At 47.2% G+C, this 26,486-nt stretch carries 23 protein-coding genes; 4 read left to right on the top strand and 19 right to left on the bottom strand.

All coding sequences use genetic code 11. The features are described 5' to 3' along the window. The first annotated feature begins 438 nt into the window (after positions 1–438). On the top strand, positions 439–1,302 hold the full coding sequence (locus PT964_RS24655; protein WP_274366028.1) for a helix-turn-helix transcriptional regulator: 864 nt from the start codon (positions 439–441) through the stop codon (positions 1,300–1,302). Beyond that, entirely contained in the window at positions 1,290–2,480 is a 1,191-nt protein-coding gene (locus PT964_RS24650; RefSeq protein ID WP_274366027.1) for a cysteine peptidase family C39 domain-containing protein, read from the top strand. The genes PT964_RS24655 and PT964_RS24650 overlap by 13 nt, the downstream gene beginning before the upstream one ends. Positions 2,481–2,536: 56 nt before the next feature. On the opposite strand, the gene PT964_RS24645 is transcribed toward PT964_RS24650, so the two are convergent. The 5 genes from PT964_RS24645 to PT964_RS24625 are packed head-to-tail and all read right to left on the bottom strand — an operon-like array spanning position 2,537 to position 6,466. Next, positions 2,537–3,394, bottom strand: coding sequence for a GyrI-like domain-containing protein (locus tag PT964_RS24645; RefSeq protein WP_274366026.1), 858 nt, complete (start codon positions 3,392–3,394; stop codon positions 2,537–2,539). A gap of 49 nt (positions 3,395–3,443) precedes the next feature. Further along, a complete protein-coding gene (locus PT964_RS24640; RefSeq protein ID WP_274366025.1) occupies positions 3,444–3,914 on the bottom strand; it encodes a VOC family protein in 471 nt (156 codons plus the stop codon). Positions 3,915–3,952: 38 nt separating this feature from the next. After that, positions 3,953–4,315, bottom strand: coding sequence for a VOC family protein (locus tag PT964_RS24635; protein WP_274366024.1), 363 nt, complete (start codon positions 4,313–4,315; stop codon positions 3,953–3,955). Then, entirely contained in the window at positions 4,305–5,225 is a 921-nt protein-coding gene (locus PT964_RS24630; protein ID WP_274366023.1) for a VOC family protein, read from the bottom strand. The genes PT964_RS24635 and PT964_RS24630 overlap by 11 nt, the downstream gene beginning before the upstream one ends. A 59-nt stretch (positions 5,226–5,284) precedes the next feature. Beyond that, positions 5,285–6,466: an extracellular solute-binding protein gene (locus tag PT964_RS24625; RefSeq protein ID WP_274366022.1), complete on the bottom strand. Its 1,182-nt coding sequence runs from the start codon at positions 6,464–6,466 to the stop codon at positions 5,285–5,287. 176 nt (positions 6,467–6,642) lie between these two features. On the opposite strand from PT964_RS24625, the gene PT964_RS24620 reads away from it, so the two are divergent. After that, positions 6,643–9,150 (top strand): sigma-70 family RNA polymerase sigma factor, encoded by a 2,508-nt coding sequence (locus PT964_RS24620; protein WP_274366021.1) that lies wholly within the window; start codon positions 6,643–6,645, stop codon positions 9,148–9,150. Between the two features lie 429 nt (positions 9,151–9,579). Here PT964_RS24620 and PT964_RS24615 read toward each other — a convergent pair whose 3' ends face one another. Then, a complete protein-coding gene (locus PT964_RS24615) occupies positions 9,580–10,116 on the bottom strand; it encodes a VOC family protein (RefSeq protein ID WP_274366020.1) in 537 nt (178 codons plus the stop codon). Positions 10,117–10,516: 400 nt separating this feature from the next. Here PT964_RS24615 and PT964_RS24610 point away from each other — a divergent pair, with 400 nt between their 5' ends. Beyond that, positions 10,517–11,395 (top strand): aminoglycoside phosphotransferase family protein, encoded by an 879-nt coding sequence (locus PT964_RS24610; RefSeq protein ID WP_274366019.1) that lies wholly within the window; start codon positions 10,517–10,519, stop codon positions 11,393–11,395. Positions 11,396–11,440: 45 nt separating this feature from the next. Here PT964_RS24610 and PT964_RS24605 read toward each other — a convergent pair whose 3' ends face one another. The 13 genes from PT964_RS24605 to PT964_RS24545 form a co-directional block, all read right to left on the bottom strand. Next, the gene (locus tag PT964_RS24605) at positions 11,441–12,646 is read right to left on the bottom strand and encodes a serine hydrolase domain-containing protein (protein WP_425262796.1); all 1,206 of its coding nucleotides are present in this window, start codon (positions 12,644–12,646) and stop codon (positions 11,441–11,443) included. 148 nt (positions 12,647–12,794) lie between these two features. Next, positions 12,795–13,532 (bottom strand): hypothetical protein, encoded by a 738-nt coding sequence (locus PT964_RS24600; protein WP_274366017.1) that lies wholly within the window; start codon positions 13,530–13,532, stop codon positions 12,795–12,797. Positions 13,533–13,793: 261 nt separating this feature from the next. Then, positions 13,794–14,879, bottom strand: a complete 1,086-nt coding sequence (locus PT964_RS24595; protein WP_274366016.1) for an ABC transporter permease — start codon at positions 14,877–14,879, stop codon at positions 13,794–13,796. Continuing rightward, positions 14,876–15,823 carry an ABC transporter ATP-binding protein gene (locus PT964_RS24590; RefSeq protein ID WP_274366015.1) on the bottom strand — a complete coding sequence of 316 codons (948 nt, stop codon included), beginning with the start codon at positions 15,821–15,823 and terminating at the stop codon, positions 14,876–14,878. The genes PT964_RS24595 and PT964_RS24590 overlap by 4 nt, the downstream gene beginning before the upstream one ends. Before the next feature lie 136 nt (positions 15,824–15,959). Continuing rightward, positions 15,960–16,481: a VOC family protein gene (locus PT964_RS24585; RefSeq protein ID WP_274366014.1), complete on the bottom strand. Its 522-nt coding sequence runs from the start codon at positions 16,479–16,481 to the stop codon at positions 15,960–15,962. A 200-nt stretch (positions 16,482–16,681) separates the two neighbouring features. Next, positions 16,682–17,350 carry a Type 1 glutamine amidotransferase-like domain-containing protein gene (locus PT964_RS24580; RefSeq protein ID WP_274366013.1) on the bottom strand — a complete coding sequence of 223 codons (669 nt, stop codon included), beginning with the start codon at positions 17,348–17,350 and terminating at the stop codon, positions 16,682–16,684. A gap of 421 nt (positions 17,351–17,771) precedes the next feature. Further along, positions 17,772–18,554 (bottom strand): hypothetical protein, encoded by a 783-nt coding sequence (locus tag PT964_RS24575; protein WP_274366012.1) that lies wholly within the window; start codon positions 18,552–18,554, stop codon positions 17,772–17,774. Positions 18,555–18,727: 173 nt separating this feature from the next. Continuing rightward, positions 18,728–19,078 carry a hypothetical protein gene (locus PT964_RS24570; protein WP_274366011.1) on the bottom strand — a complete coding sequence of 117 codons (351 nt, stop codon included), beginning with the start codon at positions 19,076–19,078 and terminating at the stop codon, positions 18,728–18,730. Positions 19,079–19,348: 270 nt separating this feature from the next. After that, positions 19,349–20,722 carry a UDP-N-acetylmuramoyl-tripeptide--D-alanyl-D-alanine ligase gene (locus PT964_RS24565; RefSeq protein ID WP_274366010.1) on the bottom strand — a complete coding sequence of 458 codons (1,374 nt, stop codon included), beginning with the start codon at positions 20,720–20,722 and terminating at the stop codon, positions 19,349–19,351. A 530-nt stretch (positions 20,723–21,252) separates the two neighbouring features. Then, positions 21,253–22,971: an S-layer homology domain-containing protein gene (locus PT964_RS24560; RefSeq protein ID WP_274366009.1), complete on the bottom strand. Its 1,719-nt coding sequence runs from the start codon at positions 22,969–22,971 to the stop codon at positions 21,253–21,255. Then, positions 22,968–23,711, bottom strand: a complete 744-nt coding sequence (locus PT964_RS24555) for a hypothetical protein (protein ID WP_274366008.1) — start codon at positions 23,709–23,711, stop codon at positions 22,968–22,970. Before PT964_RS24555 ends, PT964_RS24560 begins: the two co-directional genes overlap by 4 nt. 141 nt (positions 23,712–23,852) lie before the next feature. Then, positions 23,853–25,883: a helix-turn-helix transcriptional regulator gene (locus tag PT964_RS24550; protein WP_274366007.1), complete on the bottom strand. Its 2,031-nt coding sequence runs from the start codon at positions 25,881–25,883 to the stop codon at positions 23,853–23,855. Positions 25,884–26,061: 178 nt separating this feature from the next. Next, positions 26,062–26,486, bottom strand: a 425-nt coding sequence (locus PT964_RS24545; protein WP_274366006.1) for a VOC family protein, incomplete at its 5' end; no start/stop codon positions are given.

The following is a 26,486-nucleotide window of genomic DNA, read 5'->3' as shown; positions in this document are numbered from 1 at the left end:
ATTAGCGGACATCCGGTTCCGTTAGCGCCAAAGCGATTAGCGTCAATTCCGGATGCAGTGGTAACCGGCGATACCGGCAGCATTGGCAATATCAGCAGTACCTGCAGCGCCGGCAGTACAGCCAAAAATCGGTTCGACCTTTACCTGCTATTACCATCATCGTAGAAAGATCCGTCTTTAAAACATACTTTACATTTTCAATTCTGGTGGTGTCCGTAAGGACATGGAAGTTTTTGGTTTGGGAATCCGGATTTCACATCTGGCAAGATCCGAATAAACGCTTTTAGGAAAGTAGATACGGAGGTGTTTCTACTGAGCAATATGCATCGATTGAGTTGGATTGATACGCAAGTTCGAATGAAAACCTATCCCAATTGTAAAGATATCGCGGAGCAATTCTGCATTAGTCGTAGGCAAGCGGCACGGGATGTCGAATATTTGCGCGATTCGATGGGAGCTCCGATCGAATTTTGCCGCGTCCGTAAGGGTTACTACTATACGCAGGATGCGTTCGTGCTGGGCCACATCGTGATGACAGGCGCTCAGCGACAAGGGCTTTCCTATTTAGCAGGCCAATATGCAATGCTGGAATCGGAGCATGCGCGGCACCTTTCCCGGTTGTTCCGCAGGTTGATCGACAACGGCGGTGCCGAAGAAGCGGATATCGCGCTGCCTCTATTTCCAATCGACCCGGCCGAGCTCAGCACGTTCGATACGCTTCAATCCGCCATCGATGCCCGTCTGAAGGCCAGCATCCGTTATAATGACGACCAGGGAACCGTAAAAACGATCCGACTTTCCCCCTATCGCATCTATTCTTACCACAATGAGAACTTCGTCGTCGGGTTCTGCGAACCTGGCAGACAGATCCGCTTCTTCGCGCTAGTCGGCCTTCTGGGCGCCGAACTCACGGAGTCGCGGTTCGATTTGACCCCGCTGCTGAAGCAGGCAGAGGTCGTACCTGAACTAGCCAACGAGGCGAATATCGCCTATGTCCGGTTAAGCTCATCATCGTATTCGGGCACATTTCCGTTCCGGTTCGAACATGTGGCCGGCGATCTCTTCCGTGCGGAATACTATGACCCGTATCGATTGCTGTCCGTCATATTCGCAAGTCCGATCCATATAACCGTTGAATCGCCTAAATGGTTGCGCAACCTCTACATAAATCTTCTTGAAAAAAAACTTCACGCCCACCTTCACGATGACACGATATGTCATACTCCCCCCGTTAAGATAAAACGTAAAGGGACCGAAAGTCCGAAACCGATTCAAACGGGAGGAGTATCATGGGAAGGTTAAAAGGTTTGGCAATGAAGGATTTCTGGAATTCCCAATTGGGCTGTCTCAAGGGATGCAGCGACTATTTAGGTATCGAGCTGTCGGATTCATGGCTTTTCGGCGGTACGGGAGCTGCGTTTATCCTGCACATGGACGAACAAGGCTTTGGAGCTGGCGCACCTTGGTATCAGGGGCCAATGATGAACTTGTGCAACAATCTCGGTTTTACAGTAAACGGAGTCTATGGATTCAAGTCGGATGACGATTTTGCGGACAAGCAGCAGATGGCTTGGGAAAACACGAAGAATGCCATCGACCGCGGATACCCTTGCTACGGATATAACCTCGCCATTCCGGAGTATTATGTCGTCTACGGATATGAGCGCGACAGTTACTTGTTTACAGGAATAGGTGCCGACATTCAATCCGAAAGTGATGAAGACCGGAGCTTCGTCATGCCGCCTGCGATTAAAGAACGGCTGTCTGTATACGGAGATCAGGGTTATGTTTCGCTCGATAATGAAGAAACGAACGCGCTGCTCATCGCACTTGCCGCAGAGCGTGGGTATGAGCTTAAAGGGAACCTCCGAATGGTCTATAACGGCGGTGTTCGAGAGATCATCTCCGACAAAGGGGACATGATCGTATTGAAGAGCGAGGGTCCCGCCATGACGCCCTATCGGGTGTTGGGGACGATGCATATCGGACTACTCGAAATGTATTGGGTCGAACCGGGCAGAAGTTCGAAGCCGCGGGACGTTGTGAAGGAATCGCTCTCCTTCGCGCTTGAACATGCACAGGGGCCTCGGAAATGGGTGCAGCCGCCGTACAAAGCCGGGCTCGATGCATACGATTTATGGGTACAAGCGGTGGAAGGAGCTTCCCCGAACATATTCGCCCTGTCGTACGCAGGACAATGCTGGGCAGAATGCAGAATGCATGCCGCTTCCTTTCTTGAAGAAGCGGCGGCGCAAATCGGCGGCACGCCGGCCGGCCTCTTAAAAGTGGCGGCTACGATTTATCGGGACATTGCCTCTCACTTACAGACTGCGACGGAGCTGCTGCCCTTCGGGGGCAAGAGTGACGACAATTATTTGCAGCCGGGGCGATTGGCGAAGCTGGCCGACGAGATCCGACAAGCGAAGAAACGCGAGGAAGCGGGGCTGGAATGCCTGGAGAAGATTGTGGCAGCTCTGTAATCCTCAATAATCAAAGGCAGCCGCGCGGCTGCCTTCTTGATTATGCGAGATAAAATTTACTCTACTATAGTAATTACATTTCCGTCCGGATCATGGACATGGAAATACTTGCCGCAAGGCAAGTTATCATATCGATTCGAAACGGTAACCCCTTTTTCCAGCAATTGTTTGTAAAATGCATCCGCATCATCGGTACGTAACTCAAAGATCGGTGCCGGCTTACCGTCTCGCATAAAATGCAACGGAGTCCGTTCCTTCTCTTCGTGCATCAGTACGCTAGGGCCATCTTCGCCAAATTGAATGATCGCATTTGCGTTTTGCTCAAACCGCGTCGGTTCCCGCTGCAGAATGACACCAAGATTTTCAACATACCAGCTTGCTGAAACATCTACGTTTCGGACCGGAATATTAATGCACGCAAGCCCCGAGATTCTTTTTTTGTTTATAGCCTTGTAAATGGTTAGTACATTATCACTACGGTCCGGCTCTGACCAATGATGCTGTTGTTCGTAGACGTCTATGTTACATGCTTCTTTATCTTGTGCGAAACCATTTTCATTTACCCATGAATCCAAGGTTGAATAGGCTGTTTGGCAATTGGACATCGGACCGACATAATCGATCCTCGCATATTGATGAGGCGGCAGTACAATAGGCTCCAATCCGTTCCGGATTTCTTCAAATTCATTTACTTTGTAACATACATAATAGACTAAATTATTGGGATCCGTGACGTAATGAATTTGAAATGTCGTAATCCCATAGATCGTATTGGGCTCTGTGATATTTTTGATTTCGTTCCTTCTGTTTTTCAATTGCTCGACTGCTTCTCGCACGCTTTGATTCGCATTCGAAAACTCAACTCTTATTCCGACAAACCTCAATTTACCTAAATCTTTTATTTCTACAGTCACCTTATTCCCTCCAATTCGCAATTTTTCTTTCCTTATACTCCCGACGCCCTTACGGCTGCCAAATTTCCCACATGTTCCCGTCAAGATCGTAGAACTGCAAGTTCGGACTGCATGTGATCCGAATGTCGCCCACAATGTTTACTCCGTTTTCTTTAAAACGTTCGAAAAGCTCTTGAATGCGAGGAGTAACGAAACACCCGACGGCATGACGTTGACCTCCTTCCCATGTTCCCGTAAATCCTAGCCGGCCTCCTTCCGGTCCGGATTGGAGAAGGAACAAAGCGGGAATCGTTCCCGTGGCAGGGTCCTGATGGTTCCCATTTTCATCGAGAAATCTCATAATCGCTCCGGTCATACCAGGCTCCATCTTATCGCCTTCCCGAAGCTTGCAGCCTAAATTTTTCTCATACCACTGTGCGGCCCGGTAAACATCGCTGACCGGAACATAAATACAAGTCATGCCTACAATGTCTTGCCGATTCACTTTTTCCTCGGCTTTGGTTTCGCTATTCGTTTGCATTCTCCCAATCTCCTTTGCAATGAAATGTATTACATTTCCTACAATGTGATCTCGATCAAATCCATTCCAAAGCCGCCTGCCCACGCACCTACACGATTGTTATCCGGATCTCTGAACGATATCCAGTGGGTGTCATGTTCCTCTTCAATAACGACATGATGTTCAGCAAGATGTGCCCGAAACTGTTCCATTCTCTTTGTTGAAAATGCCAAATCCCTATGAGCATCCTCACTCGTGCTTAAATAGAAAATTACTCCTGGCGTGACCTGCATCGTTGCCGAGTTTGAACCTATTTCCAGTATTTGAAACCCCCATATTTTTTGGTACCATTCGGCGGATACACGCAGATTGCTTGCATACAAAGTAGGAACCGATAATTCTAAGTACTGTCTACTGATCATGTTGTTCATCCCCTTTTTGATTCATTAGACTGTCATGAATTTGCCAGCCTTTATCCCAGTAATAAGGCATATGAACGTAGATGAAATCATCTTTGTAGTGCTCAAGAATGTAGTAGCTTTCCTCGGGCTTCGTGAACGACCAGCTCATAAAACCGGCTAATCCGGCAAAATGATCCGTGCGAAGCTTATCGACAACATCATAGGACACTGGAAATACGACATAATCATACTTCGGAATTTGTATATATTCCGCGCCGTCTGCAAGTTGGCCGACAAGCGGTTCGTCAACTGCAATACATGCGAAGACAGCCTCAACCTTATCGGAATATCTGGATACGATGAACGGTTCTCCCGCTTCATTCAATCCGTGTTGTTTACATATAGAGAGAAGCTCGGCCGAGACGGATTGAAATTCAAGATCATCATGAATTTGTTTCGCTATTACATGCATTTCTTCCCTTGTTTCCAATCGGCAACGAATTAAATCGCGTACGAACTGGCTTGGCATCGATATATTTACCCGTTCATATTCCGGGGCGGTTTTTCTAACCTCAATCGTATTGCCATCGGGATCTTTAATTTTCAAATAGGATCCCTCATCAACCTCGATATCAATTTTCTGAAGGATCAACTGCCTCCTTAAAGCCTCGATGTTTCTGGTTGAAAAGCTTAAGCTGCGCGGATAATCGGGATTTCGTTCCAAAAACATGATTCGGCCAGGCGCATATTCCATCGTTGCGAAATCGGAATTGATAGATACGATTTGAACGCCGAACGCTTTATAATACCATTGGGCCGATTCCTGTAAATCGCTTGCGTAAATTGCGCTGTAAGTCAGGTGAGCGAACGACTTTACATTTTCTTTGTTCGAAATTATGTCTTTTTCCTCAGCCACATTGCTGCTGCTCATGTTTTACATCCTCCTTTTAGGCAGGCCAGCCGCCCCAAATATCGAGTTTGTTCAACTTACTAATGATTTTCACTTTCAAGCAAATGCCGATCCACTGCTGCGGCAATGTCGTTAAGAACGTCTTGTACAGACGCACCGCCATGCAATACCGGTTCCAGCATGTGAGACCAAATGCTTCCGAACCAGTGCCTGTTCGCCAAGAAGGCACCCCTTCGAAGGTCGGGATACTGGCTTTCCATGGCTCTTTTCAGCTCTAACTGCATCCTATTAAGCTCCGCGTCGCTTTCGCGAAGAAGCGTAATTTGCGGTCTCCTAGCTTCCTCTCTTATGAACGCGTTATCGGTTATCGTTAATTCGCAAAGCAGCTCGAATGCCAGATCGGGGTGCTTCGTATGAGCCGACACCCCGAAACCGTATAGAATAGGAGCCATTGCACGATTCCCTTCTCCCCAATGAGGCAGTCCAACGAATCCGACACGGCCACTCTTTTCCGGCGTAATTTTCCGCAGCTCCTCATGCCGGTTGATCGTCAACCCGACTTTTCCTTCATTAAACGCTTGTATCGGAATGTGACTGCCGGTATTCGGCGAAAGTTTATGTTTTCGGACAAAATCAACCGCCCAGCTTATTGCCTCAACGCTTGCTTTGCCGTTCATATAACCGCTCGCGCGGCTGCCGTCCGGAGATAAGTAGGAGCCGCCGTTGCTCATCACCACATTCTCCAATAAATCCAGATGAAGGATCAAAGCTGCTCCAAAGAAATCATCCCGTTGATTATTGTGCTGAAGCTCTCGCGTTATTTCGGCAAAATGCTCCCACGTCCAACGATCATTAGGGTGCTGTATCCCCGCTTTATCCAACAATTTCTTGTCATACGCAGCTCCGAAAATATTGACGGCAACCGGAACCGCCGTCAATTCCCCTTCCTCTACAAGCAAATCAAGTATTTCTTTAGGCACAAAATCAGCCGGAGAGACCCCTTTTTCCTGGAAAAAGGGCCGTAAATCCGCGGCATAGCCGATCTTCCGAGCATATCCGAAATCGCCGTGCAGCATGAAAAATACATCCGGATTTACCTCCTGCAATGAAACGGAAGGAGCCAACCGGTTCTGATAATGCACTTTCACCCGGACACCAGGATGCTCTTCTTCAAATCGCCGCACTGCTTCATGGATCGGTTTCAAATCCGGATCGCCGCCGAAATCGCAGTAAAATAAACGCAACTCCCTTTCTACACCCAAGCTCATGTCATCTCCTCAGTTCATAATGTTCCGTTCATTTTGTATGACGCCATCTCCATATGAGAAACTGACATGCGCAAAAAAAATTTTTACACTTCTTCTATAGATCTTCCTCAATTACCTTTTTTTGCTTATGATATATTCGATAGTTTAGTAGAAGGAGCAACCGACAGAACATGCTGGAACAGCTTAGCGACGAACAATTGACGAATCAGGCTCGTTTAGGAGACCATGATGCATTCAACGTACTGTTGGCCCGACACCGGGACAAAGCTTTCGGCTGGGCGAAGAAGGTAACGAATGACACGCATATGGCGGAGGACGTCGTTCAAGAGGCGTTGATTCGGGCGTTCATGAAGATGGCTACCCTCGTCGATCTGAACAAATTCCTCCCTTGGCTTAGAACGATCGTTCGCAATCAGGCCATGATGAAGCTGCGCCGCGGCGGAATATACCGTAAAGAGCGGCCCTTCTCCAGCTACGAAAACCGCCCCGGCGACGAAGAACCGGATTACGGAAATTTGGACATTGTGCTTCATCGCTTGTCAGAGAAACTTCGGCAGCGGGAAATATACGAGGATGACGTCACAACGGATGTGCTGAATGCCGACCTCCCGGAAACGATGTCTGTTCTGGTGCGCAGCCTCGGGCCCAAAGAACGCCAAGTTTTCGAGAAGCACTTTTATGAACAATTGTCGCCGCAAGAAATCGCCGATTATTTCGATACGAATGTGAACAATGTCCACAAGATGATTTCCCGAATTCGAAAAAAGGTCGAGGACGAAAAAATCGAAATCGATTTGAGAAGCCGGATCCATATCCATATGAAGGAGAAGGGATTGCGCTCGGTTTGTTTGACGAAACCCGGATTACTGGGCGATCGGCCGATTCATCCCGGCATGTCGATTCCGCATTGTTTATTTCATTTGATGCCGTTCGCAGGTAAAAAGCTGACAATGGCGGAAGTCATGGGGTTTTCAGGGTATGCCTTTCTTCTTAACGTTTCTACACAAAGCATAAACCCTGGAAGCATAATAAACTGGGACTGGGATACATTTCTTGCGAACGGCTTGAAAAATCTCGGGCTGCATTCCCGATATGTCGATTATCAGCATTACCGGCATGCGCCGGACAGCCCGCACAAAACCCGCAAGCTATTGTTTACGCTCGATATGATTAGGGAGTCGATCGACGGAGGGCTTCCCGTTTATTTGAACAACGGCTTGCATTACGAAGGGGCGCTTGTTTACGGGTACGATGACATCAACCAGCTGCTTCAAGTAATGGATTCAAGAGCGGATCGAGCCATACCGTATACCCATTTGTACTATGGGAATAGTTTGGTCCAATCCGTAACTGCCAGAGAATTATATGCATATGCTTGCACGAAGTCTGCCCAAGAAGAATCGGAAGTCTTGAAGCTGTTCCGACTGTTAAACCGGATCTTGAATTATGCGGAAGGCAAGGACTACACTTTCCTTCCTTTAACCAACGGACTGCAAGCCTACGACGCTTGGATCGGTGCTTTCCGAAGAAAATCCGTAGACCCTCTTGGGAACGCTTCCTGTCTCATGGTTTACGGCTGGTGCCGCGAGTACGCGGCGCAATTTTGGAAAGAGCAAGCGGCAAGATGGACGGATGGCACTAGCTTCGGTGCGAAGCTGTCCGGTTTGATGCATGAGGCAGAACTGCGTTATGCGGCTGTGGCTGATGTTTTTCGAGCTCTGCAGACGAAGTTCCCGTTCCCGAGGGGAGGAGACCCTCATCAAGAGGGAATGGCCGATGCTGCAATAGAGTTGTTGAGGACGGCCAAGTCGGAGGAGGAAGCCGGGGTTCGAATCGTGTCCAAGATGATTGATTTGCTTCGTTCCGAGCTCGAATTGACGAAGTTGCCCGTTCACGCACTGCCGACTCATATCCCGATCAGCCCCTTTTATTCCTTCGGCGGGAACAGATTTGAAGCGGAGGAAACGGAGGCAGCCGAATATCGACTCGATTCCGTAATCGTTCTATGCAGCGATTTGAAGCGATCCATTCGGTTTTACAGCCGTCTCTTCGGGATGAACATCATTCCCGATCTGGAGGACGGACCGATAGGAGTTCTTCCTATGTCCTCCGGCCATAACTTGGTTTTGATGGACGAGCGTTTGGATCTGACGCATACGGACTGGCGCCCTTCGGCGATTATAAGAAGCAGTAACATTACCGTTTCCTTTGAGGAGGCAAAACAGCAGCGCTGGGAAATCATCTACCCATTGGATCGGGGTGGCGTTCATGTTCATTTCTTTGTTGCCTCCGATCCGGACGGGCATCAAATCATCGTTACGAGCGGCCCGCTTCCCTACTCTAGTGTTTGCGCAGCTACTTATGGTTCACCAATAGAGTTGTATATTGATCGGGCGTGTTTCGCGGTGAAAGATGCCGGAGTATCCCGTGAGAATTATTCCCGGCTGTTTCCCTCTTCTGGTGTTATCGATCAATTGGAGCTTATCAACAAGTTCCAACTGACGACCGGCGACACCCGCATCGGCTTGCGAACGAAGGATATAAAGAAAGCTTGCAAGTGGATGAGCGAAATGGGAGTTCCCATTCTATTCGGACCGGATCAGCTGGGCGACGGATCGGTGGGGATCGTCATCCCCGATCCGGATGGAAATCGGATTGCCATTCGTGTGAGATATTAGATTTATTTCATTAACCTAGTGCATTACAGTTGCACTAATAAAAGTGCCCAAAGTCAAATTTGGGCTCCAACATTTTCAACTTATGCAACATAGTTGGATTTTGATTAATCCAAATTGATGTTAAATGAACCATCCCGTACCCGTATGCTTCGTAAACCACGTTACCGCTTCATCATGAGATTCCATTGGTACTAGAATCGGTTCAATTCGAGGCTTACCTCTTACTTTTATGACATACTTGCCAGAAGCTCCTCTAAACGATCCACGGTCAGATTGCTTTCGTGAATCACCAAATCTTAACATCTGAAGCACCCGATTTCCTTAATAAGGAACAAGATGCCGAACGGTTCCTCGCCTGCAAAGAAAAACGGATGCCGAAGCATCCGACTGTTCCGCTGTTGTACTAGTTCGAGTGTGTAAACCCGACTATTACTTCGACTTCATAACCGACCACACTTGTCCAAACGGATCTTTGAAGGATAGGTAATCTGCAAATCCTTCGTCCGATTCCCATATAGTAGTTGCTCCTTGGGATTCCAATGTTTCTTTCAGATTCTTAAGGTCTTGTGATGTTTTGAAGATGAATGGAGGCATCGGGTTAGCACCGTCATTCACCGCCTCTGGTTGATAGAGTAGAGAATTTGTTGAAGAACCGCTATGGATCATCATCTTGTGACCTTGCGGCAGATTTAACATAAATAGAGAACCTTCATGACTCCACTCTTCCGTAAAGCCAAGATTATTGATATACCACGCTGCTGCATCGGCGATTACATCTTCATGAATCACAATTTGAATGTGGTCAATGGATTCAAAAATTTCGACTTTCGTTTGAGACACGGAAATCTCCTCCTGCTTAATTGAGTTTTGTATACCATAGATTACTTTGAATGCATTAGGTACATTACTAGGCCTGTAGCCATCAAGATTTCTTTCATCAACAATTTTTTTTGCACCTTGATTCAAAAATGCCACTCCTTCCATTGAGAAGCTGCGTTTTTAAATTTGCTTTTACCCAACAGGAAAAGTATACCATCCAAAGGTTACTCTGAATGTGTCTATTTTTATCAAATTTACCTGTTGGTTACGTAAAACTGGGTTATTCCAGTATGATTTGCTTGCCCCCTTCAATGGTTGAGAAAATGACCGTTTTTTCATTCAATCTGGTTTACCCCGAATTGCCCGTGAACGATGAACTTTACATCTTGATCTTCCAAGTGTTTAACCAGTATTCGTCCTAATGAATTGACTCCTTGATAGAAATGAAAAATAAAGCTGCCCTCTCCCAAAGTTGCCTTTACCGAGATACCCGTCGTAAGATAAACTAATTCTAACGATCAACCATATTCAGGAAGCGGTGAAGGGCATGATTGAAATTACTGTCGAACTTGTACGTCGATTAATCGATAGTCAATTTCCCCAGTGGAGCGATTTATCGATTAGACCCGTAGAAAAAAGCGGACATGATAACCGTACCTTTCGGCTAGGCAGCGAGATGACCGTTCGTCTGCCCAGTCATGAACGCTACGCTTCGGCTGTCGAAAAAGAGTTGACGTGGCTTCCGATCTTCAAGCCTCATCTTTCCTTGCCGATTCCGGCTCCCGTTGCAAAAGGAGAGCCCACGAACGAATATCCTCTTCCATGGTCGGTCAACCGATGGATCGAAGGCGATACCGTTACACATACAAACATACGCGATATAAACGAGTTTGCCGAAGACCTTGCGGAATTTTTGAAAGAGCTGGAAGCGATCGACGCAAGCCGCGGCATACCGGCCGGCGTTCAAAACTTTCATCGCGGCGGAAACCTCGCAGTTTACGATCACGAAACAAGGTCCGTCATCGAAACACTTTCCGGCCAATACGATCAAAGGCTTTTAACGGAAATTTGGGAGCTTTCCCTTGCGACAACCTACCAATCGGCCCCGGTATGGCTGCACGGCGACGTTGCTGTAGGCAATCTGCTCGTGAAGAATGGACGGCTGTGCGGTGTCATCGATTTCGGAACTATGGGCGTGGGTGATCCTTCAAGCGACCTTGTGATGGCTTGGAACTTTTTTGACGATATCAGCCGGGAAATATTCCTTAGCCGCATGAATTTCGATGAGGATACGCTCAATCGGGCACGCGGTTGGGCTTTGTGGAAAGCGCTTATCACCTACGCTTGGAATGATAAAGGCTCGGAAGCCTCCCATTGGGGCAAGCATGTGATTGATGTAATTATCCGAGACTATAAACGAGTTTAAGGGGAGGTTTTTTTGTGAAAGCCCCCTTTTTACCCGTACGCCCTGTTACTTCACTCTGAATAACATATGATTCTCACTAAAATAATCGGTATATTCAACACAATTCACTTCGCCGGCTTCTGAATAACGAAATACAAGTTGTTCATGAATCATTTCGGTTAAAAATGTAGTCTGGGTTGAATCATGACTTACTGGAACCAGTTTAAACTTGTATAAGACACCGTACATTTTAGGAACCGTAAGATAAAGTTCGTTGTTTTTTAATGATATTTCCAGGATTGTGTCCGAATCATCGACCGCATAGTTACCCAATATCGATTCTTGATCGGTAAGTAGAATAGGTTCGGCAAGCAGCGGCAAAGATACATTTTCTCCAAAAACAACCTTGGCCATCTCTCGGCTTAAATGTGTTACAGGAGTTACATTCATATTGCTCAAGAAAATGATCGTAACTTCGTCATCGACGAACCTGAGAAAATCGCTAAAGTACCCGCCAACGTCCCCAAAATGATTGATACAAGCTCGGCCATTTACTTGTGAAACCATCCACCCGCTTGCGTATGAACTGTGAATAGGCGTAAACATGATTTCCGTCAGGTCTTTGCTTAATAGTTGGGATGTTTTTAATACTTTATCCCAAATCAACAAATCCTCAGTGGTTGAATACAATCCATAGGCCCCTAATGGATACGACATATCTTGATATGCGGCATGGATCGGTTCTTCGTAAAAGGAATAGCCTGCGGCTAAATTCGGTACAATCCTAGTTCCATCATCACAGCCGGTATGAAGCATGCCCGAAGGAATGCAAATTTGCTCCCGAATATAATCGGAATAGGACATTCCGGAAACGGATTCAATGATGGCCGTTAGCAACGCATAGCCGGAATTTGAGTATCCAAATCTGCTTCCCGGTACGAATTCGCATTCAAGTGCTTTAAAGGAGTCGATAAGTTGATTTAAAGAGGATGGAAGCCTCATCGAATAAGGCCAAAAATCCGGAAAACTTGTATAGTTGGGAATGCCGGAAGTATTCGTCAAGCAATGGAAAATCGAAATACGATCACCGTTTGGATATTCGGGAAAATATTTATCTAAAGTATCGTTGGTGTTCAATTTGTTCTTCTCGTGTAATTGAAATATACCCATGGAAGTAAAAGCCTTGGTCAAAGATCCGATCCGAAATTTGGTAACAGGCGTATTAGGCACCCCATGTTCCCGATTCGCCATTCCGAAACCTTCGCTAAACATAATTTGTCCGTTACAAGCTATTAAGATGGATCCATTCAAATAACCGTTCTGATCATACGCTTCTACCTATTTACTGATTCGTTCCTGAAGCAAAATGTAGTCCTCCTGACTCAATGAGATAAAAAAAGCCATAGGGTATCCCTTGGCTTCAAGAGATTCTTCGAAACATTGTTCCTTGATCCTTATGATTGCCTACTAAATCCTTCTCTTTTACTACAAAATGATTACATTCGCCCATGGGATCCATCAAAAAACTTATAAGAATGCTGACATGATCAAGGTAAAACGTATTCGGCTCTTTCACCTTTAATCGCTGATCTCCAAACACTATCAATTGGCCGTCTTTTATTTCAACGTGAGCATTAAAACCCAATTCATCGCTGCGGTAAACCCCAACATACTTAACAAGTTCGGAAACCGGTACGATCGGATCGGGGATATAGGACCACCCAAAGTGATCCAAGATTTGAGCATGGTATGAGGTCCAATCCCAATCGGAATTATCAATCGAAAGAGATCTTAGGCTACACCTTACATAAGCATCCCGTGCAACCTCGGCATACTCTTGCAAAAAGCCGAGATGCGACTCCGGATTGCTCCTACTATGATTCACATAATACGGCTCGTGTTTATATCTCTCAAAAGTCGAATTCAGCCACTCTTTACCTCCTCTTGTATTCATCATTCTTTTTATTCCGACTGACGGATCTTCCTGATATAGAAACACAAAACTACAGTTAAATTCTATTAAACGTGATTCAATCTTTTCTATAAAGGTTAGAATCGCTTCCGTTTGTACATCCATGTGCAGCAAATGAATAATCGGCGCTTGATATAAGACCGATTCCATTACTACCGTTATTTCATTATATTTGTATTCTTCCAAGAACTTATCCCAATTCGATAAATACGTTTCCATCCAATCATTCGGGGTTGGTATTGTTTCTTGAATGAAGATCGGATGTTGATAAGCGGATTCATGAAAAAGCTTCGTCGCATTTTCATTCCTCTCGGATTGCAAAGCTATGAACCTTGCCGTTGTGGACTTCCCTGAGCCCGGTATCCCCTCGACAATTACAAAATCCAGAATGCTCCCCCCTTAAAAAAACGGCTGCCACAAGGGCAGCAAGTAATGATAATCGTTTTCTTATTCCCACCGGAACGTAAGGCTAGCCACAATGAATGAAACGACAAGCCATCCGAGCAAGATCAACGTTTCGCTCCATAACCCCGTCATCGTCGTTCCGACATTCATCACTTCCCGCATACTTTCCGACAGATGGGTAATCGGCAGCGCCTTCACGAACGGCTGCATAATGTCCGGCATATCCCGTACCGGGAAAAACACGTTCCCCAAAAACATCAGCGGGAATGAAATAAGCCCCGAAATCGGACCCGCGCTTTCCGGGTTTTTGGCAACTCCCGCAATAATGAAGCCGATGGACATAAACACGAGCGTGCCAAGCACGACGTAGAACAACAGCAGCAGCCATGATCCTTTCACTTGAGTGCCGAACACAAGCGAAGCGATCAGCAGTACAATCACTGCTTGCGCCGCATTCAGGAGCAAGCGTGCCGTAATTTGCGCCGAAATGAACGTTCGCGCCTTCAGCGTCGTACTTTGCATCCGGCGCAGCACGCCGCGCTCGCGCCAGGACGAAATTTGTCCGGCAACGCCGTTCAAATTCGTAGACATAATCATCATCGAGACAATCCCCGGAACGAGAAAATCAATGTATTTCAAACCTAACGATTGAACAGGTTCTGCGTCTATCGTAATAACCGGCTCATAACCGGTAATCATTTTACTGATTCCGTCCGCCACTCCGCTGACGAACGTAACGCCGAGCTGGGAGGCCATCATATTTTTCTCGTCGAAGAAGGTTTCCAACGTTACGCTGCTGCCGGAAGCAAGCCGCTCGCCATATCCGGCAGGTACAACGACGACAATTTGCCGGTCGCCACGTTTCAGCATATCGAGTGCCGCCTCACGGGTTTCAACCAGTTCCGCTTTCACGGCCGACTGATCTAGAAAAGCATCGGTAATCGCTCTGGACGAATCCGATCCGTCGTCATCCACAATAACTGCCGATATTTGTGCGCCGCTGTTTCCGGAGAACGAGCCGAGCGCCACCATCAGCAAGATCGGGAATAACAACGAGAAAAACAACATTTGCCGATTGCGTGAAAATAACCGCAACTGCGCCAGCGTTAACTGCCAATACGCTCTCATGATTCCCGCAGGCTCCTTCCCGTCATTTGAATGAATACATCCTCAAGCGTCGCGGATCGCGTGCTTAAATCCGTCAGTTCCAGCCCGTGCGCGTCCGCTTTCGGGATAAGATCGGTAAGCGACGCCTGCAAGTCGTCCGTGTAGAGAACAAATTGGTCCTTCCGCTCCTCCACCCGGCTGACTCGATGAGTGCTTCTGAGTATATCTTCGATCTGCTGCAATTGTTCCTTCATAAGCTTCTCTCTGTTAGGAATATGGAATTCGATCGTCCGGTCCGCCCCGAGAGAGTTGATTAAATTTTGCGGCGTATCCAGCGCGATCACTTTTCCCTGGTCCATTAAGCAGATACGGTCGCACAATATGTATGCCTCATCCATGTAGTGCGTGGAAAGGATCACCGTTTTGCCTTGCTCCTTCATACGTTGAATAATGTCCCACAACGTACGGCGCGCCTGCGGGTCGAGTCCGGTCGTCGGCTCGTCCAGAAACACAACGAGCGGATCGTTCACAAGCGCCAATGCGATCGCAAGCCGCTGTTTCTGCCCGCCGGAAAGATGCTTAACGCGGCCGTTCAGCTTATCTTTCAGAATCATGCTTTCAAGAAGAGGATCGACAGGAACGGGATTTTTATAAAAGGATGCATACATCTGCGTTATTTCTTTCACCGTCAGAAGCTCAAACAAGGATGTCGATTGCAGCTGCACGCCGATTACCGCCTTCACTTGCTCCAGCTGTGTGCGTGTGTCATAACCCCCAACCTTGGCCGTTCCGCCATCCGGCTTCCGCAGCCCTTCAATCATCTCCATTGTCGTCGTTTTGCCCGCGCCGTTAGGACCGAGCAGCCCGAACACTTCTCCTTGGCGCACCTCGAAGCTTACACCGTCTACAGCCACGAAGTCTCCGTACTTCTTCACCAGATTTTCAACCTCAATGACATGCTGCACCTTCTCCGACCCTCTTCCATTTTTTGCATCTGAGTTATAGTATATATGCTTTTTCTTCATAAGACGACAGTATGATTTCAAAAACGGCAGCCGTGGGGTTGTTGCCCCTTCCTGACTGCCGTTCCTATGGAATCTATTAGTTTACGAAACCGCTCACTCGAATTTGATTACCTTCCAAATCCCAGAAATAAAATTCATGATAATTTTTAGCGGGATTTTGTATCTCTTCTTCTACCCGTACACCTTTACTAATCAGTTCACGATGTGTCCTAACAATATCGTCACTTGTCAAATCAAGCATCACACTTCTAGGACAATTGCCTTTCGTCTCTTCCCCCATATAAAGATCGCTAACAGCCAATTCTGTATACTCGTTGATCGTGAAAAAGTATGCTAGACCTATATCGTGCGCATATTTCAGACCCAGCACTTCCTGATACCACTGTACAGCCTTATCCAGATCTTCGACGTATTGCCACAAAGTGACTTTTCCATTGAACAACGCGGTGCTCTGCTCTGTCATAGATATACCATCCTCCTTAGGTTCTTCATAAAGATTGCCACGAATCAGTTTAAGTGAATTGGGCACAACATTCGGTTTATACCCGTCAAACTTGCTTAAACGATTCAAGCTTTGGTTGTTGGCATGCTCTACCATTGCTTATAACAACCTCCTATTGGAACTATTATAGCGTTTTCAAATTTAGGGTATATGTACTTTTTTATCAGTTTATATTTCGCCCTGAACACAAATAAGGCTGCTCCAGTAACCTTTCGGGGTTTGCTTTCATCATTTCAAGAACCCGTATAATGCAGTGCATTCGAGATTGCACCCAATAAGCTAGCAGCTTAGTAAGATCATGGCGTAAACAGTTTCCAATGCCCTTCGGAAACAACTTCGACCACTCCATCGATCACTTTGATGGCGGTTTGATCATCAATTGCATATGCCGGCCCCTGCATCTCGGCAGCCCATCTCTCTGCAGCAGCCATCGTGTTATACGGCAGCATCTCGTGATCCAGGTGCGGAAACATTGCAAAATCAACCAGTCCCAGTGTTTCATCACCACCGTTGGGTGGAGTCCAGCCAATGAAGAATTCCCCGATGTTAGGTGCCATCACCATACTCCCGGCGCTCATTCCCACATAGACTGCCTGCAGCGACGGCAAGAGGTCTGCCAGCCCGGATTGCCGCATCCAATGGCACAGGTAGAGGGCGTCGCCGCCCGCCACAAGCAGGACGTCCGTCTCCCGGACCAGCGGCATCCAGCGGTCTTCGTCGATGCTTGGCAGCGCTGTGAGCTCCAACACACCGACGGACCTCCAGCCCAGGTCGACCATGGGATTCTCTTCTTTCCCGCTGATGAATTCCCAGGCTTTGACGCCGGGGCCGACCCAGGGGTGTCCGTACATCGCGGTGGGGATGCACAAGGCGTTGGAGTCGGCGATCGGCTTACCCAGCATGTCAACCAGCGCGTCGTGTATGCTTTTGTTATTGATGCCTCCAGATGTGAGCAGAAATTTCATAACTTCAACTCCTCGTCTTTGTGTGGGGCCGACGTTTATTCCTTTAGACTTTTCAACCGAGGGTACGGACGTCTATTGCAACAGCTTAGGCTGGTACAAGAGCCAAACTTACCCGGTCCAGTGTCAAGAACATGCCCCAAATGCAGCCTCATTTATGTCTACATTTTATCATCCAACAGTAGGCCCGGTTTCTCAGGGATTGCTAATGTGTCTGGGCCCGACCGCATATAACATTAGTTTAACGAAGGATGGTAGATTAAACAGTTCTGCCCGTTTGTTGAGCGCAATGTTGCAACCGAAATAAGCGATGGATTGTATCCACCGCTGCACTCTCAGTATCCCGTTAGCTTGTATTATTAATTGGAGACCGTTGCATTCTCCAATGTTCCAGTATCATCCGAAACTTGTCCATCGTGGCGGCTCAAGAAGAACTGACCGGAAGACCGCCTCGTGCGGTGAACGGAGGCAGGGTCCGAAGCCCAATTTTGCTCAGGTACAGAAGCATCGGCTCGAGATGGAGGACGATGGGGCTGATGATGTCGAACTCATGCGCGCCCATAGAATGCCGCAGGCTCTTGATGAAGGTAAGCATTTCCGATATCGACAGCTTGTCGGCCTCTGCCAACGTATGGCCAGCGATGTGGATATCCGCCACACCTTTGGTCATCCCGGTTCCTTGGCACGCGGGACACTCTGTTTTCTTTGAGAAGAACGAGATCGCCCTCAGATTGCCTTTGCTGGTCGTGCCCGCATCGATCATGGATTGTAGTTCGAATACACACCCGCGGTAATAGTCCGTACGTTGCCTCTTGTTATGTATAAATGAAACAGGCTCCTTGTCGTACCCATACAGCAAGACAGAAATAAACCGTCGATCTTGCTCCTCAAGCGGCACTTGATAATCGATCCCAAGCATCGCCGCTAGTTGCCTGTTTCTCGGCACCGGCGCGCAATCCGTTCCGGCCCACAAGAGCACAGCGCCGTTCTTAATCGACAGCTCAGGCGCGATCATGCGGTCGTGGTCGATCTCGGCCCTAACTAAGGTTCCATCGCACTCTGTACAAAGAGCAGAGACGCCTGCCCTCTTCTCCGCAATGAATCTGTAAAGCTCGCCCAGATACTCCGAAACGGCCATCATGACGCCTACGAGTGCACCCGGACGTTTTGGATTGAACGGTCTAATCGGAATCTGCTTGTGCTCCATCGGATCACGTCCCTTAGAAATTCGAATTCAACATCCTCGAAGAAAACTCCACATTAAGGTATTCCATAGAATACGAAATTATCCTGCCCGCTAGCGCAGCGAGGCCGCCGATCAATCCGCGGCAGCCTCGCTCTGTTGTTTAATAAGTCAACGTATTCCTTACTTAACAGCAGCTACTCCTCTAACCTATTTGTCCATTTGATAATATTTATATTTTCGTAGTTGTAAACATCAATAATATCCTGACAGAGCAATTTCAGTTCATCCAATTCTTTACTCTTTTTAACTACTTCCAAGGACGCCTTAAAAGTACTTCCCTCATAGGAATAACTCTGCAATTTAAAAGGTTTTATAAGCCTGTTAGCACCGTATGTCCAACTGTTTAAAATAGCCTTTGTAGAAATTCCACCTTTATCATATTCCTCAATAATCCCGTTTGTCGTCACTTCAATCAAAATCACGGTACCCTTACGAACTGTACCGCTTATTGGCATAAATACATCGTTTATGTCGTCGAATTTCATTCAAAACTACTCCTAGTTTAACGCAGAATTGAATATTACCAAAAAACCCTTTCTCCAAAAGATATACCATTACCGTTTATACATAATTTATCACATGGCACTGAAGGTAATTGCCCGTTTGTTCAATGAAAAAGCAGCCGTACGTGCTTGCCGGCAGCCATAATGCTTAATTGAAGTATCGTAACCCGTTTGTTCAGCGCAGCATAATAAAAAAGCGATGGATCGGGTCCATCGCTTTTCTCTGTGGCCAATAGCCAACTGCCTTTTGTGTTATTTTAACAAACTCGGCAAAAGTGCCTCCAACTGAATGCCTCTTGACCCCTTTAGCAAAATAATATCCTTTTGCTTCACCTGATTTTTTAATACACGAGCTAGCTCCTTTTTGTCTTGGAACGCAAGTACACAACCATTTGGAAATCTCTTCTCTGCTTCAAAAGCAATATGTTTACTGAGAGTGCCGACTGTATAGACAAAATCAACCTTACTTGGATCAATGACACGTCCAATGTCTCGATGAAATTCCTGCTCTTGTTCACCAAGTTCGAGCATGTCTCCTAAGACTAGATGTTTTTTAGAGTAACCTGTCAATTCTTCAAAGGTTTTTATTGCGGCGGTCATCGATACTGGACTAGCATTCCAAGCATCATTAATGATTGTAAACCCCGGGGGAGAGGCAATCTTCTCCATCCTCATACCAGTTACTTTTAAGGAACGAAAACCCTCATCGACTTCAGATTGACCTAAGCCCATCTTTGATGCAACGGCAATGGTGGCAAGTGCATTTAAAACGTTATGAGCACCAAGAAGCGGTAAGTAAAACTGATCTTCACCGACTTTAAAATAGGAACCTTCTTCCTTCGTTACTACTGACTTAACATAAAAGTCATTTGTCTCCAACTCGCCAAAGCTAATGGTATTTATCGGCGTCGCGATTTTTATTCCTTTAGTTCCTTCGGTTAAAAGCGGTTCGTCTCCGTTGTAGATAAGTACCCCATCATCCTCTAAGCCATTTACAATTTCTAATTTTGCGGCTGCGATTTCTTCACGAGATCCAAGAGTCGATAAATGGGAAACACCAATCATAGTAATGACGGCTACGTTTGGACTAGCCATACGGGAGAGGCGGTCGATCTGGCCACGCTCGCTCATCCCCATCTCTATAACTGCAACTTCAGCGCTCTTGTCTATTTCTAAAATGGTCAAGGGAACTCCTATTTGGCTATTTAGATTTCCCGTTGTTTTATGCACTCGGTAGGTTGTACCTAACACTGAATTTATCATGTCTTTTGTTGTAGTCTTGCCATTACTACCAGTAACGCCAATTACTCTGACTGATAAATCCTTACGATAATTAGCGGCAAGAGTTTGAAATGCTTTTAAACAGTCATCTACGTAGATTAACGGGATATGAACAGGCGGGTTTGGATGATCCTTTTGCCAGAACGAAGCGGCCGCCCCTTTAGAAAATGCTTCTTCAACATAATCGTGGCCATCTAATTGTCTTATTATCGGGACAAATAGGTTACCTGGCTGTACTGTTCTTGAATCGATGGACACTCCTTGAATCGTAATTTCTTCATGCTCAATTCGTAGCCCATTTCCTTCGGACATTCGTTCAATAACCTTGAGCTTATGGCGAATCACCGAAATACCTCCTACAAGTCCAAAGTAAGCTAATCATTATAGTTCCCTAACAATAAGGATATTCCTTCCAGATTCATTTTAAGCGCTAACTAAAGGTGAAATTCTTCAGTAAAAAGCCCATTAACCAACGCTGCTTACCCTGGTTCCTCATTTCCTTCCACACTCTACTGCNTTCCAGATTCATTTTAAGCGCTAACTAAAGGTGAAATTCTTCAGTAAAAAGCCCATTAACCAACGCTGCTTACCCTGGTTCCTCATTTCCTTCCACACTCTACTGCCCGTTTGTTGAGCGTGCAGCTCGCCAACAACATTATAAAAAGCGATGGATCGATTCCATCGCTTTGCTCTATTATCCGTTAGAACTACAGAATGCAAAATGCGATGGATCGGTTCCATCGCCGCACACTCGTACCCATTAGCGGAACAATAAATTAGGCGGGATCAATCAATTTCTTGTCTATCTCTGAAATCTTGTATTCTTCGTATTGTTTGCTCCCGGATCCCGGATACGTTGCTCCAACCCTACTTTACTATTTTGGAATTTCCAGCATCCGGACAATAGCCGTTGCGGCTTCCGCGCGGGTCGTCAGGGCTTGCGGAGCAAATTTGCCTTCCGGCAGGCCGCCTACGATAATAATGCCGGTTTCCTCGGCTTTGGAAGCGGCGGGCTTCGCCCATTTCGGAATATCCGCGTCATCCGCAAAGCCGGTTTTCTCCGGCGCATCTTTCGTCGGAAGACCGGAGGCACGAATAACCATCGAGATCATTTCCGCGTGGGTAATATTTCCGTTCGGCCGGAAAGTGCCGTCGTCGTATCCCTTGATGATGCCGAGCTTTACGGCCTTCTTTACCGGCTCAACCGCCCAATCCCCGATTTTGTCTTTGTCTTTGAAATCAAGCGTCGCCCCGTCATCTCCTGCAAAAATCCTTCTCATGAGCATGGTCGCAAACTCGGCCCGGGTGACGCTCCCATCCGGTCGAAACGTTCCGTCCGGGTAACCGCTCACGACGCCGATTGCCACCGCTTTGGCGATTTCCGGGCTCGCCGGATGGCCGGCCAAATCCTTGAAGACCGGAAGCGGAGCGACCGGAGGAGGGGGATCCGCAAGAACCGTTACGATACTCACAGAAGTAAAATGGCCGACTTCGGTTGTCGCGGTAATTTTCGCAATGCCCGGCGACTTGCCCGTCACTTTGCCTGAACTGTCTACTTGGGCGACCTGACTGTTATCGCTGCTCCATGCGACGTTTATGTTGGCCGCATCTGCAGGAGTGACATTCGCGATCAAAGTTTGGCTTTCCCCCGTTTTCAGCACGAGCGATGTTTGATCCAGCTTGATACCGCTTACTGCCGTTTTATCCAAATCCCCAAGCTTTAAGTTAAAGTCTTCCAAATACTTCAATACGCCCGATTCGATGATCGTGTTGTCGAGTTCGAGCTTGTTTTTGTCTGACGGAGTGATTAGCTCCGGAATCACAATTTGCTGATCCACTTTGTATTTATCCGTAACCTTCAGCGGCACCTTCGTCTTGACCGATGCCCAAACGGTCCCCGGTAAAAGATCTTCCGGCAAATCGTACCGGTCCACGACCGGCATAAGAGAATAAATATAGATTGTGCTTTTCGATGTATTCGTCTGTTTGTCCGTATAGCTTAACGGACCGAAGTGATCCATCGTGCCCGGCACATTGAATGTTTTGTATCCATCGGGCCCGGCTCGGGTTATTTGGTAAAACGACTCCATGTTCGTATTGTCGTTCCAACGGAGCGTTACCGTCCCGTCATCATTAGAGGCCGCCGTGAAATCCGAAGGACCTACCGGCTGCAGCACCTTGTAAGGGCCTAAAATCTTCTCGGAATACGTCCTGGAGCCGATAATCGGATCGAAATACATGCTGAATCGAAGCAAGGCGGAGGTCAAGTTCGGATCGATCGGAAGGCTAAAAGCCGAACTCCAGAATCCGTTCACCACCCTTGGAAGGGGAATATCGGCCCAAGTTGCTCCTCCGTCGGTGGAATACTCCAGCTTCACGTTTTCAATGGAAGTGGAATAAGCCTTGTCGGATTCAAATTTCACATCGTACATCTTTCCGGCTACCAGAAAGGAGACCGTCGAACGGGTAACGATATCCTGAATGCTGGCTCGGGTAATTTGCGCCGCATCCGTTCGCGGCATCGGCCCTAACAGGAACAAAACCGTGAGAAAGGCAATAATTCCTGTTAAAACTTTTCCAGCCGCCGCTCTCATCGGCTCGTCGTTTCCCCGTTATCGAAATAAGACAAGTCTCCGATAATCCTCGCATAAATATAGGGATTCAAGTTATGGCTTTGCACGTGGATTCTCGCTTTTTCCAAACCTTCCACATTAAAGACCATCTGAGTCACCGGATCTTCCGGGCTGACTTTATGGACTTCCATTACGGTATCGGCGGCGTTCCCCGCAATTTCGCTCCCGTTATAAAGCGTAAATTCCACTTCGTGTTCCCCCGGCTCAATGACCGCGGCACTTAGCACGAGCCGTTTGAATTTGCGGTCAAGCGTAAATACGACGTCTCCGTACTGGTCGATCTTAAGCACTTGCTTGTATTGCGTGCCTTTGATGGTTGTCTCCGCCGGATCTTTGGTCAGGATGGCATAAATATTATCAATTTCCATCGGCAACGCGAAAATCGGCGTTTCCTCTCCCGGCTTTTCGCCGATATAGATGATTTGGGTGGAAGCGTCGAATTCGATTGGGATTTTCAGCGCTTCCGACAAAGCGCGGGCGGGCAAATAGTTGGTGCCTTCATAGTAAATTGCATTCAGAGCTTTTCCGTTTGCATCTTTCGGCTGCCAATGTTCTCCATACAGGACGAACGATACGCCCTTATTGAAAAACGCCTTGATCGGTACCAGGTTCGCCGCGGCGTATGCGGAACCGAAAGAACTGATCATCATCGAGGCAACAAACAGAAAAATCATCACGGTTTTCTTCTTCCAAAATCTCATCTTCCATCACCAACCCCTATTGAAAAAGAATATCTTTAAGGATAGCACCGGACGGATCTGGCCGATATTATCCGAAAGTGGCAAAAAAGGAGTAATGGAGTAGAAAGACGCCGATAGACGTACAATGTGCTCAAACGAATTTTACAGGTCGCTGTAATGGTTCATCAGCTGGATCCGGTTTTTCACTTGAAGCTTTCGAAAAATGTGCAAGACGTGCTTTTTTACCGTTGCCTCGCTGAGGCAAAGCTCGCCGGCGATTTCCGAGTTGGTGCGGCCCTTTAACAGGAGACTGACGACATCCCTCTCGCGTTTGGACAAAGCACGCATTCGCTGATCCACGTCCTCCGCATCCTGAGCAAGACCGAACGTTGCAATCATTTTGTTCAAATAGTCTATAAGCTTTCTTCCTCTTGTATCCATGACGAAATAAGGAGTGGGGATATGATCGTAATAATCGAAATGGACGGCATCCTTCACCTTCTCGAGCCCCAAGCTTTGAAAGACGGAACGAAAAAACGGAATCATCGGCGCGGTTGTCACCACTAGGCCGGCGGAAAGCATATAGGTGATGAAAGTAAGTCCTGCCGCTTGCAGCATGGAAAGATCGGAGTAATCGCGGACATCGATAAAAGCGACAAAATACCCGGCAATTGACTCTGGCGGGGTCCTCAGTTCTTTGAGCTTGGATTCGGACAGGCTGGTGAAATAAGCCGAGAACGGTCGTTTGGACATTAAAAAATCCAATGTACCTTCATGGATCGGCACGATTTCCGTCATGCCGCACACCTTGCCTTGAGGATCCCGTATCAGCTTAACTGCATTCGGGTCCAGATCATAAATTTCTTGCAATGCAAAATGCTTGTACCCGAGCAGACTCTCTTCCGCCGTAATCCAATATTCAAATTGTTCATCCGTTTCCTGGTTAATCGGTTGAATCCGCATATCGTGGACGCGCTGACGGCGTTCTTCAATATAACGCTCCGCCTCTGTCAGGTTCGAAGGATGAAGCGGTTCCAGTTGATAAGTGACGGATTGATGATAAAACAACGTGCGAATTAACCGGTCGCCGATATAATAAACCCATTCCGCGCTCTCCCATGAGACGGACTTCTTTTGGATCGATGCTTTGATCAGGAGATAATAATGCAGTACGCAGCGTTTCCAAAGCTTGTCGTAGTATTCAGGCATGCGCCTGCGCATTTCACGGCCGATGGCATCCCTCAGCAAATCGTGCAGCAGCCATCCCCGGTCAACTCTGCGAATAAAAGAATGGCTGATCAGCTTCAGGAATTGTTCCGTCGTCACTTGCCTTTCCAAAATAAAGCCTAGCGTTTCTTGATTAAAATGCCGTAAAACAGCAGCCGCCTCAACCAATTCGCGGATTTCCGGATCCGGAACCTCTTTCAGCCAAGTGCTGACGACATGCGGAAAAATTTCATGACCGTTCTGGGATATCGAATATTTCATATGCATTTGAGCAAGTGTCGTCGATACGAACAAAGACAAGGTCAAGGGATGTCCTTTCGTTCGAGCCCAAATATGCCGAACTGTCTCTTCCTGCCGGATGCCTGCAAGGTCCAAATATTGTTTGACGTCTTCATAAGCAAAATCGTCAATCGGCAGACGGCAAATCATTTGCCGCCAAGCCGGAGAGGACCGCCATGTCCCTTGCAGAGGAAGCCTTCCTGAAAGAATCGTCAGGATATTCGGACTGAGGCGCGTCAGAAACTCCTCCCTCAGCCAGTGCTCCATATCTCCCAATTCTTCGAACGTATCCAGTGCAAGAACGAATTTTCTCCCTGCCGCGTCTTTTCCGATCTCGTCCGCACAAATTTCAATCAGCGAGCCGGTATCTGCATTTTCCGCCTGTGAACCCGGATAGCGAAGAAGATGCAGCAGGTATAAGCAGAACTCGGAAGGATTCCGGGAGAACGCCCGGCAGTCCATGAACAAAAACCGGACACCGGCCTTCTCGGAGAACCTGCGGAATTCGTCAAGCAAGTAGCTTTTCCCCACGCCCCCCGTACCGTATATATTCAATATCCGCACAACCGGCGCATCGTCCGCCAAGCATTCCTGAAAAATTCGGATTTCCCGGTCCCGGCCTACCAGATAATGATGCGACAACCGATCGATCTCACCGGCCAGCCATCCACTCTGTTTCTCGTACATAATCCCGATCACCCTCGCCACGAATATGGGATTAGGTTCATACCATTCTTTTTTCCAGCCATTTTTTCTTACTTATTTTATGAATATTTTCCCACCTTTTCTAACCGGCAACAATCGAACGAAAGAATTGATTTTAACGAAAAAAAGCCGCCAACCGCGGCAGCTTTTATCGAGTCTTCTATGAATTGTGGTAAACCATTATTTTGTTTCTGTCAGGATCGAAGAAATAAAACAAAGATACGTTGTGGAACCGTTCTACCGGAGTAACCTCCGCACCGAGCTGAAGCAGGAAATTTCGGGCTTGTTCAATGTCGTTGCAAGGTACATAAAACAAACCGTTAGGGCTTGGCCGAACCTCTCCCTCGCGGTAAGGCTTCTCAAAATTATCAACATCCAGTGTAATCGGAGTTCCGTCCAACTCCAGATTGTATACCGGGGGAGAAACTTTTTTCAGGGGCAAATCAAATACGTTGGAATAAAACTCCGCGGATCTCTGCAAATCCTTAACAGGAATAAATACAGTTCCAATTTGCTTTTTAATAGGATGAGTCATATGCTTTCCTCCCACTTTAAAGTAATGTTTTCTCCTGTTTTCTCGCTCAT

This window comes from Paenibacillus thermotolerans (assembly GCF_028745515.1).
GTDB classification, from domain to species: domain Bacteria; phylum Bacillota; class Bacilli; order Paenibacillales; family YIM-B00363; genus Paenibacillus_AE; species Paenibacillus_AE thermotolerans.
The sequence above is the reverse complement of the archived record's forward strand: the minus strand, read 5'-3'. Positions and strand labels throughout refer to the sequence as shown.

Coding starts and splice junctions, on each gene's coding strand:
- PT964_RS24650 (WP_274366027.1), top strand. CDS start 1,290: ATGGGAAGGTTAAAAGGTTTGGCAATGAAGGATTTCTGGAATTCCCAA.
- PT964_RS24640 (WP_274366025.1), bottom strand. CDS start 3,914: ATGCAAACGAATAGCGAAACCAAAGCCGAGGAAAAAGTGAATCGGCAA.
- PT964_RS24635 (WP_274366024.1), bottom strand. CDS start 4,315: ATGATCAGTAGACAGTACTTAGAATTATCGGTTCCTACTTTGTATGCA.
- PT964_RS24630 (WP_274366023.1), bottom strand. CDS start 5,225: ATGAGCAGCAGCAATGTGGCTGAGGAAAAAGACATAATTTCGAACAAA.
- PT964_RS24620 (WP_274366021.1), top strand. CDS start 6,643: ATGCTGGAACAGCTTAGCGACGAACAATTGACGAATCAGGCTCGTTTA.
- PT964_RS24610 (WP_274366019.1), top strand. CDS start 10,517: ATGATTGAAATTACTGTCGAACTTGTACGTCGATTAATCGATAGTCAA.
- PT964_RS24605 (WP_425262796.1), bottom strand. CDS start 12,646: ATGTTTAGCGAAGGTTTCGGAATGGCGAATCGGGAACATGGGGTGCCT.
- PT964_RS24595 (WP_274366016.1), bottom strand. CDS start 14,879: ATGAGAGCGTATTGGCAGTTAACGCTGGCGCAGTTGCGGTTATTTTCA.
- PT964_RS24585 (WP_274366014.1), bottom strand. CDS start 16,481: ATGGTAGAGCATGCCAACAACCAAAGCTTGAATCGTTTAAGCAAGTTT.
- PT964_RS24580 (WP_274366013.1), bottom strand. CDS start 17,350: ATGAAATTTCTGCTCACATCTGGAGGCATCAATAACAAAAGCATACAC.
- PT964_RS24575 (WP_274366012.1), bottom strand. CDS start 18,554: ATGGAGCACAAGCAGATTCCGATTAGACCGTTCAATCCAAAACGTCCG.
- PT964_RS24570 (WP_274366011.1), bottom strand. CDS start 19,078: ATGAAATTCGACGACATAAACGATGTATTTATGCCAATAAGCGGTACA.
- PT964_RS24560 (WP_274366009.1), bottom strand. CDS start 22,971: ATGAGAGCGGCGGCTGGAAAAGTTTTAACAGGAATTATTGCCTTTCTC.
- PT964_RS24555 (WP_274366008.1), bottom strand. CDS start 23,711: ATGAGATTTTGGAAGAAGAAAACCGTGATGATTTTTCTGTTTGTTGCC.
- PT964_RS24550 (WP_274366007.1), bottom strand. CDS start 25,883: ATGTACGAGAAACAGAGTGGATGGCTGGCCGGTGAGATCGATCGGTTG.